Consider the following 9,906-nt stretch of genomic DNA (forward strand, 5'->3'; position numbering starts at 1 on the left):
TGTTGGCCTGAGGAGGCTTGGCGGTTGCCCACGGAAAGCCTCTGCCTGTTTTTGCACAGCTTCGCTAGATTCGAAACATAAAAATACGTTGCAACGGAAATCATACCGGAAACTAAAGTAGATACTGTGTAGCTTTCTTAAAGGACTGGGCGCACTTTTCCCGGTTTTCCATTAAAGTGGAAAACCGGTATTTTCTTTATCATGAATTAGCTGGTGAGCCTTTATGGCAACTTCGAGTGCCAAACGGTTGGATGGCTCCATATAATCTTTCCCTAAAATATGTTCAAGTTTTTCAAGTCTGTTATATAGTGTTTGTCTAACAATAAACAAACGATCAGCAGCTTCGTTCTTAACCCCATTACATTCCAAATATACACAAAGGGTTAAGAAGAGGGAGCTTTCCATCTTTTGATCGTAGTTAAGGATTTCTTCTAAATAATCGTTTATATAGCTTTCAAGACAACCACTCTTTTTTAATATAAGTAGCAGTCTGTAGATTCCAAGATCTTCATAGAAGTATGTCTGATTTATGGTAGAATTGTGTATTTTAAATACTTCTTTTGCTTCTATATAACCATCTTTTACTTGGTTAATATCTTTGTAGACTTTACTAATACCGAATGTGCAATGATTCCCATCCATAAAACTTTCTTTCATGTCTTTAATACTTTGAATTATCTGAGAGAATCTATCGGTTTCTTCTTTTATAGAATCAGTGGCAATAAAAGAAGAAATGATTGAAATTTCCGTCTTTCCTGAAGCGACTGCTGGAAAAAAACCATGTTTTTTAAATAAGGAACGAACCAACATAGATCGTTGTAGTTTAACTTCTTCCCAGTCTTCTTCACCGATATTTGCCTCTGGGAAATCCATCTTTATTAAAAAAATCCTGAAATACATGTTGCTACTCGTTGAAGGTAAGTACGTATGAATATCATCCTGTTCGTATGTTTGGCCTTTCATTAAATTCCGTACAATTTCGTCTTCCATGTTCTGTCTTCGTTCTTCAATTGTTCTATTTCGCAATAAGATTTGTGCAATCGCTAAAGCAGCACGGTCTAGGATTAAAAATAAAAAATCATTAGATACTGGATGTTTCACTTGCAAGCATAAATGTCCCCAAGTTTGTCCTAGTCCTATAACCGGCATGAGAGCATATGTATCATTATGGAGTGCAAAAGTTCTTTGATCCTTATGGGTAGTCATTGGAGATTGGTCTAGATATTCTAGAATTGACGTTTCTAACGTTCCTATTTCCGAAGGGTAGTAATAAGATTTTGAATCATCCGTTAGGAAAAAAACACCTTGTTGGAAATAGTTATGTATTTCTTGAAGGATTTTCAAAATGCCATTAGGAGTAAGTGAGAGACCCATAAATTTCCTCGATAGCGTATCAAGTTGGGAAAGCATTTGGTGATGTTGATTAATAATATGGGTATGCAAATCCTGAGTAATATCAACAAATTTTACAATTTCCTCAAAAACAATCATTGGAAAATCATGTTCTTCAGCTAATTCGATGAGTTCGATTGGGATTTCATTAAAATAAGTACCAATTTCAATACAAATTCCAGCTGCATTTTTTTCTATCAATCTTTTGACATATTTAAGTTGAGTAGGTTGGTCAAGTTGAAGACCCACTCCAGTGGTTAAAATCAGTTCACCTCCGTTTATAAGTGATTCAAATTCTTGTATTTCTAAGATGTGTGACCACTTTACTTGTCTAGATAATCCTTTTGAACCAGCAATGACTTTAGCAGATTTGAATGTTTTTCTATTTAAAATATCTTTGACTGTTAACACAAATTCAATCATCTTAGTTAGAACCTCCAATATGTTAAAGAAATACATTAATGATTATACTTTTTGTAAAGTGAAAAGATTCAGAATTTCAGATAATATAAATAGTGTAAACTACGTTAACTATAAAGAAAAGTAGAATAGGAGGAAGATTATGAATAAATTAGACAAAAAAATTAAAATGCTTTCAAACTACATCGATGGACAATGGGTAAAGTCGACCACTGAGAAGTACTTAGAAGTTCCCAACCCTGCAACGGGTGAAATATTGGCGGAAGTTCCTTTATCAACACAAGAAGACTTGGAAAAAGCAGTAGAGGCTGCAAAAAGAGCATTTGCATTATGGAAGAAAGTTGCTGTGCCTCAACGTTCACGTATTCTTTTTAAATACCAGCAATTGTTAATTGAAAATAAAGAAGAACTTGCAAAGTTTATTACGATAGAGAATGGTAAAAATCACAATGAAGCATTAGGTGAAGTTCAACGGGGAATCGAGTGTGTTGAATTTGCTGCAGGTGCTCCAACGTTAATGATGGGGTATCAACTTCCTGATATCGCGACTAGTATTGAGTCTGGGATGTATCGCTATCCTCTAGGTGTAGTTGGTGGAATTACTCCGTTTAACTTCCCGATGATGGTGCCTTGTTGGATGTTCCCACTAGCCATTGCAAGTGGAAATACTTTCATATTGAAGCCATCAGAGCGAACGCCACTTCTGGTAAATCGTCTTGCAGAATTGTTACAAGAAGCCGGACTTCCAAATGGTGTCTTTAACGTTGTCCATGGGGCACATGATATTGTAAACGGTTTACTAAGTCACCCGGATATTCCTGCCATTTCTTTCGTTGGCTCACAACCTGTAGCAGAATATGTATATAAAACAGGAACTGGGTACGGCAAGAGAGTTCAAGCTCTCGCAGGTGCAAAAAACCATACAATCGTTATGCCAGATGCAGATATGGATTTGACTGTTACAAACATTATTAATGCTGCTTTTGGTTCTGCTGGAGAAAGATGTATGGCGTGTGCAGTTGTCGTTGCAGTTGGTGATGTTGCAGATGAACTTGTAAATAGATTAGTAGATGAATCAAACAAGCTTACAATTGGTAACGGGTTGGAAGAAGATATTTTCCTTGGACCAGTTATTCGAGATACTCATAAAGATAAAACGCTAAGTTATATTGAGTCGGGCATTAGTGAAGGTGCAACACTTTTACGTGATGGAAGAAACGATAAATCTACTTCTGAAGGCGGTTATTTCGTTGGACCGACGATTTTTGATCATGTGACTCAAGAAATGAAAATCTGGAAAGAAGAGATTTTCTCGCCAGTCTTATCAGTCGTAAGAGTAGATACATTTGAAGAAGCAATTAACTTTGCAAATAAATCTGAATTTGCAAATGGTGCTTGTTTATTCACTGACAGTGCGAAAGTAATCCGTCAATTTAGAGAAGAAATCGATGCAGGCATGCTCGGTGTGAACTTAGGTGTTCCCGCTCCTATGGCATTCTTCCCGTTCTCGGGTTATAAGAAATCATTCTACGGGGACCTTCATGCTAATGGCCGTGATGGAATTGAGTTCTACACACGCAAAAAAGTGGTTACCCAGCGTCATTAATAATAAAAATAAATGGTCAAATATATCCGAACTTTTTGAATAATAAACAATAAAGGGGAGCAAAAGAATGACAGTGGTTAAACAACAAACACAAACATTACTTGAAAAAGATCGTCAAAATGTTTGGCATCATCTATCCTCGTATAGTGAAACCAACCCCCCGATGATTGTCGCTGAAGGGGAAGGCGCTTGGATCAAAGATCATAATGGTAACCGCTATCTAGACGGGATGTCAGGTCTATGGGCAGTAAATGTTGGTTACGGACGTGAGGAATTAGCAAAAGTTGCTTATGACCAAATGAAAAAACTTTCTTTTGCACCATTAATTCATAGCCATGAACCAGCAATAGAGCTTGCTGTAAAGTTGAATGAAATGCTTGGCGATGATTATATGATTTTTTACTCGAATAGTGGTTCCGATGCTAATGAAGTAGCTTTTAAGATTGCACGCCAGTACCATCAACAAAATGGAGAACCATCTCGTTTCAAATTCATCTCACGCTACCGTGGTTACCACGGTAGTTCAATGGGTTCATTGAGTGCCACTGGTCAAGCATTGCGGAAGTATAAATATGAGCCACTTTCTGCTGGCTTTTTGCATGTAGCACCACCTGATAACTACCGTAAACCAGAAGGGCAGTCAATCGAAGATTACAATATTCAATTAGCGCAGGAGTTTGAACAGAAGATCATCTGGGAGCATAAAGAAACGATCGCTGGAATCATTATGGAACCTCTGATTACAGGTGGAGGTATTCTAATTCCGCATCCAATCTACCTTGAGAAAGTACAGGAAATATGTAACCGCCACAATGTCTTACTCATTATTGACGAAGTTATTTGCGGCTTTGGAAGAACTGGTAAAGCGTTTGGTCATCAGCACTTTAATTTGAAACCTGACATAGTTACGATGGCAAAGGGGTTAACGAGTGCTTATTTGCCATTATCAGTTACAGCAGTTCGAAAAGATATTTATGAAAAGTTCAATACAGGAGAAGAGAACAGTCATTTCCGTCACCTAAATACATTCGGTGGGAACCCAGCAGCTTGTGCGGTGGCTTTAAAAAATATTGAAATCATGGAAAGAGAGAATCTTTTCGAACGCGCATCCACTCTTGGAGAAAGACTTCAAAAAGAATTGGCAGAATTGAAAGATCACCCGTTTGTTGGGGATGTTCGTGGTTTCGGTTTCCTATTAGGCATTGAACTAGTAGAAAACAAAGAAACGAAAAAGCCGGCATCAAACGCGCGTGCTGTCAAGATTATGTCTGAGTGCAAAGCTAATGGTCTGATTATTGGGAAAAATGGAGATACGGTCGAAGGTTATGGTAATATTTTAACGCTTAGCCCTCCACTTTCTTGCACAGATGAAGATTTAGATTTCATCATTGCTGTACTAAAGAAAGTGTTCAAAGAAAACGAAGAATAATTTTCCGAACAGATGGTTTAAAAATGCTGATATAACTTCAGTATTAGGTTCGACCTGGACAGAATTATAATAGTTTTTAAACAGAGTGTAATATATTCTAATAGAGCTTTTCATATTTTATTAGACGGATTTATTCTACGCATAAAGAAAGGGAGGAATCATTTGAGTTTACAAACGACGCTAACGATTAATAAAAATCGATTAGATGAAAGAATTAATACTCTATCTCAAATCGGTAAAATCGGTGATACTGGTGTTTGTCGTATTACACTATCAGTTGAGGATAGACAAGCAGTTGACACAGTAAGAAAGTGGATGGAGGAAGCTGGATTAACTGTAAAAATAGATAATTTCGGTAATTTAATTGGTCGATTAGAAGGTCGAAATCCCGAAGCTCCAATATTAATGCTTGGTTCACATATCGACTCTCAGCCATATGGTGGAAGATTTGATGGTGTCATTGGGGTATTAGGTGCACTAGAAGTTGTACAAACCATGAAAGAGCAAAACATAGTTCCAAGTATGCCAATTGAAGTAGTATCGTTTTCAGATGAAGAAGGCTGCCGTTTTAATAAAGGACTATTTGGGGTGCGTGGAATACTCGGAAAACTAGAAGATGGAGAATTAGAACGTAAAGATAAAAGTGGCATTACAAGAAGAGAAGCACTTATACAATTCGGTTGTGACCCTACTCAATTAAAAGAGTCAGAATATCCATCCGGAAGTATTCAGGCCTTTCTTGAAATGCATATTGAACAAGGTCCAATTCTTGAAGAACAAGGGTTACCAGTTGGAATTGTTTCGGGTATTTCTGGCCCTTTGTGGTTAACAGTAGAATTAGAGGGCTTTGCAGGTCATGCAGGTTCAGTACCGATGCCCATGCGAAAAGATGCTCTTGTGGGTGCAGCAAAAGTCATAGTTGCACTTAATGAATTAGCTAGTCAGGACATCAACGCACCTACTGTAGGAACAGTTGGAAGTATGTCTATATTTCCGGATTCCCGTAACATCATCCCTGAAAAAGTTAGTTTTACAGTCGATTTAAGAGATATTGATATCGATCGTAGACATAAAATTGAAAAACAATTACGAACTAGAATAAACGAAATTACTGAGGAACATCAGTTAACTTGTAAAATATCCGAAGATACAAATAGTGAACCACGCTATTGTTCTGAAAGAATTAGACAAATTATGAAAACTGAAAGTGAACAAATAGGCTTAAAAGAGTTTGAATTAATGAGTGGTCCGTTTCACGATGCCTTAGCCATGTCTTACGAATGTGAATATGGAATGATATTTGTTCGTTGTAAGGATGGTATCAGTCACAACCCGAAAGAATTTTCAACGTATGAAGATATTTCCTTAGGTACTGAACTTTTATATCGTACTGCTCTTAATATGGGTAAAGATTAATACCTTTAAATTGAATAATGGGTTGGTACTCACCAACCCTTAAAAATTAGTTTTAAGGAGATGAATTATGAGTATCCGTAAATTTTACACATTGTATATTACAATTTCGATGGTTCCTTTATTAATGTTAATATTTCCTTTATTTGAAATTGGAAATCGTGCTACACCTATTGTAATGGGTTTACCTTTCTCATTCTTTTGGGTCATATTATGGATTATCATTACTTTTGCGGCACTAATCTTTTTATATTCTCTTGACCCAGACAATAAAGAAGAGGAGGAGGATGTCTAATGCCAGGCTGGCAAATTGCTTTATTTATGATGATTGGGTATCTTGTAATCGCACTAGTTGTTGGTATGTTAGCAGGAAGAGGAAGAGATAGTAGTTCACTAAATGAGTTTGCTGTTGCGGGCGGAAAACTAAATTTATTCGTTATGTGGTTTTTAATGGGTGGAGCTGTGTTCAGTGCCTTTTCATTTTTAGGTGCTCCAGGTTGGGCCTTTTCAAAAGGTGCTCCTTCCCTTTATATTCTGACATATACAGCGTTCGCAATATTACCATGGTATATTATTGGACCAAAGATTGGACGAATTGGGAAAAAGAATAATCTTTATACGGTAGCTGCTTTTATGAAGGGTAGATTTAATAGCCCTGCTTTAGCAATTATAGTGGGTTTAATTGCTTTATTCGCATCTGTTCAATATTTAGCAACACAAATGTCAGGGATGGCTCTTATTTTTAACGTAATGACAGAAGGACGTATCCCGGTTTGGTTGGGTGCTCTAGTATCTTATGGTATTGTTGTGATCTATGTCGCTACTGGTGGACTACGTGCCGCTGCTTGGTCAGATGTCTTCCAAGGCTTATTAATGATTATCATTTCTTGGGCTGTTGGATTAACGATTGTCTATCAATTACACGGCGGAACAACAGAGATGTTTGCAACAATTGCTAGAGAAACACCAGAGTTCCTGCAGATTGGGAAAACTGGATCAACAATGGGCAGTATGGCATATACATCAACAATCTTAGTGTCCGTAATCGGCTTCTTAATGTGGCCTCATTTATTCTCAAAATCTTATGCAACAACTCCTAAAACAATTAAAAAGACAGTGCTTGCTTACCCAGTATTTGCCTTGTTTCTTATTCCACTTCTTTTAGTAGGTTTTGCTGCTAGGGGAGTAGTAGATTCAGGTCAATTAGATAGCCCAGACCAGATTTTACCGTTTTTAATTACAACTGTTTTAAACATGCCTGGTTGGCTTTATGGACTTGTAGGCGCAGGAGCACTAGCAGCAGCAATGTCAACTGCAGATGCAATTACGCATAGTGCATCTTTAGAAGTAACAGATGGAGTAATAAAGAATATTTGGAAAAAGCTTTCTGATACAAAAACATTGTTAATCATGCGCATTGGTGTTTTTGTAATTGGAGGAATCGCTTACTATATTACTGTATTTGGAGGTCAAGGATTAATTGCCCTTTTACTAGGTGCATACGGTTCAATTGTACAGTTTGCTCCGGGTGTGTATAGTGCTTTATATTGGAGACGTGTAACTACTAAAGGTGTAATTTCAGGATTAGTTGTTGGAACATTAGTGAATTATTACTTCCAACTCGTTGCAAGTACCACACCATTTGAAATCCATGCAGGAATTTTGGGATTAATAGCGAACGTTGTAATAATGATCGTAGTAAGCTACTTAACTAAAGCACCAAATGTAGCAGACGTCAGCAAATACGTTGATGCAAAATAATCTAATAAAAAAACAGTCGTCGGTTCCTTCCTAATGGAATGGGCCGACGACTGTTTTTTATAGTACCTAAGAAAGGTGATACTTATGAAGGCTGATTTAGTATTTATTAATGGTGAAGTCGTTACAGTTGATCACAGGAATAGGGTAGTTGAGGGAGTGGCAATAAAGGACAACCGTATTATCGCTGTTGGATCAAACACAGAAGTTCAGCAATTTAGTTCAACTGATACAGTGATTATTGATCTTGGAGGGAAATCATTACTTCCTGGCTTTATTGATGCACACTTACACCTCACTATATATGGGACAAACCTTTTAGGTGTGAGTTGTATAGAACCTCATATTCAATCCTTAGAGGATATATTTATTGATTTACGAAAAAAGGTACAGCAGACTCCTAAGGGACAATGGGTTCGTGCTTGGGGTTTTAATGAATTGAAATTGAAAGAAAATCGTTATCCAACTAAAGAAGAACTTGATGAAATTTCAACTGATCATCCAATTGTCATTATCCGAACATGTAATCATTCATCCATTGCTAATAGAAAAGCGTTAGAAATTGCGAATATTACACAAAACAGCAGCAATCCTGAAGGCGGTATTCTTGAACGAAATCAAGATGGAAGCCTTACGGGTAAGTTGATTGAAAATGCACATATGAATTTCTTTGAATATGCAAGTTATAATCAAGAAGAATTAAGAGCAGGGATGAAACTTGCGTCTGAAAAATTTATAGAAGCTGGTTTAACAAGCATTCATGATGCAGGGGCATATGGTGAAGGTTCAGAAACTCTACGTATCATGCAACAAGCTATAAACTCAAACGAAATTCAAGTACGAGTCTATGCCATTGTAGGCTCTTTGACGAATTCTCATGAATTTGTTCATAAAATGCTAGAAGCAGGTCCAATAACAGGACTAGGAGACGATCGTTTTAGAATTGGTCCTGCAAAAGTATTTGCGGATGGTAGTAGCGTTGGTCCAACAATAGCAACGCGTGAGCCATATTCACATACTTCCAATGACTACGGTATTATTTATTACAATCAAGATGAGTTAAATCGTATATTAGGTGACGCTCATAAAAAAGGATTTCAAATTACCGCCCATGCCCAAGGGGACCGAGCAGTTGAAATGCTTTTAGATTGTATTGAAAAAGCTTTAATAGAACATCCAAGGGAAAATCACCGCCACAGAATTGAGCATGGCGGGATTGCTCCGCTTGATTTACAAAAAAGAATTAAAGATTTAGGCGTTGTCATCGTGCCAAATCCAGTTTTTATGTATGTAAATGGAGACAAGTATCGTGAGTATTATGGTGACCGTGTAGATGTAATGTACCCTGCGCGAGATTATATTGATCAGGGAATCATTGCTGCATTTGGTTCTGATGCACCTATTACTTTCCTTAATCCATTACTAGGTATCCATGCTGCAGTTAACCGGAAATCGTTAACTGGGCAGTCAGTGGGAGCCAACCAATGTATCGGGATTCTGGAAGCCATTCGGGCATACACCTGGAACGGTGCATATGCGAGCTTTGAAGAAAATAGCAAGGGTAGCATTGAAGTTGGGAAATTAGCTGATTTTGTTGTCTTAAACGACAGCATTTTAAAGGTCGATAAAGAGAAAATTAAAGATGTTAAGGTAGAGTTAACCATGGTTGACGGTAAAGTTTTATACGATTCAAAAAATCTTATGAAGAGGTTTGAAAAGATGCGTACTTTAAATTTATGATTTAAGTATCATTTTAAAGAATAAGACAGCCTTTTATTTAAATTTAGTGATTTCCGTTACAGGCGGACGCTTTCCGCGGGCGAGCGACAAGCCTCCTCAGGCCAACAGTGTGTTGGTCACGAAGGCGTTGCCACACGACTGTGGCGTT

The 9,906-nt window shown here is 37.4% G+C and carries 7 protein-coding genes; 6 read left to right on the forward strand and 1 reads right to left on the reverse strand.

Features of this window, described 5'->3' with window-relative positions; translation table 11 throughout:
* Nucleotides 1-171: 171 nt before the first annotated feature.
* Entirely contained in the window at nt 172-1,815 is a 1,644-nt protein-coding gene (locus B371_RS0104275) for a PucR family transcriptional regulator (RefSeq protein WP_019413069.1), read from the reverse strand.
* Nucleotides 1,816-1,954: 139 nt separating this feature from the next.
* Here B371_RS0104275 and B371_RS0104280 point away from each other — a divergent pair, with 139 nt between their 5' ends.
* The 6 genes from B371_RS0104280 (at nt 1,955) to B371_RS0104305 (ending at nt 9,758) form a co-directional block, all read left to right on the forward strand.
* Nucleotides 1,955-3,418, forward strand: coding sequence for a CoA-acylating methylmalonate-semialdehyde dehydrogenase (locus B371_RS0104280; RefSeq protein ID WP_019413070.1), 1,464 nt, complete (start codon nt 1,955-1,957; stop codon nt 3,416-3,418).
* Between the two features lie 67 nt (nt 3,419-3,485).
* Nucleotides 3,486-4,847 carry an aspartate aminotransferase family protein gene (locus B371_RS0104285; protein WP_019413071.1) on the forward strand — a complete coding sequence of 454 codons (1,362 nt, stop codon included), beginning with the start codon at nt 3,486-3,488 and terminating at the stop codon, nt 4,845-4,847.
* 162 nt (nt 4,848-5,009) lie between these two features.
* Complete coding sequence (locus B371_RS0104290) at nt 5,010-6,263, forward strand: M20 family metallo-hydrolase (protein ID WP_019413072.1); 1,254 nt, start codon at nt 5,010-5,012, stop codon at nt 6,261-6,263.
* Nucleotides 6,264-6,330: 67 nt separating this feature from the next.
* Complete coding sequence (locus B371_RS0104295; RefSeq protein ID WP_019413073.1) at nt 6,331-6,555, forward strand: DUF3311 domain-containing protein; 225 nt, start codon at nt 6,331-6,333, stop codon at nt 6,553-6,555.
* Nucleotides 6,555-8,021 carry a sodium:solute symporter gene (locus B371_RS0104300; protein WP_019413074.1) on the forward strand — a complete coding sequence of 489 codons (1,467 nt, stop codon included), beginning with the start codon at nt 6,555-6,557 and terminating at the stop codon, nt 8,019-8,021. The genes B371_RS0104295 and B371_RS0104300 overlap by 1 nt, the downstream gene beginning before the upstream one ends.
* 84 nt (nt 8,022-8,105) lie before the next feature.
* A complete protein-coding gene (locus B371_RS0104305; protein WP_019413075.1) occupies nt 8,106-9,758 on the forward strand; it encodes an amidohydrolase in 1,653 nt (550 codons plus the stop codon).
* The last annotated feature ends 148 nt before the right edge of the window (nt 9,759-9,906 follow it).

This window comes from Paenisporosarcina sp. TG20, from assembly GCF_000286315.1.
Taxonomy (GTDB): domain Bacteria; phylum Bacillota; class Bacilli; order Bacillales_A; family Planococcaceae; genus Paenisporosarcina.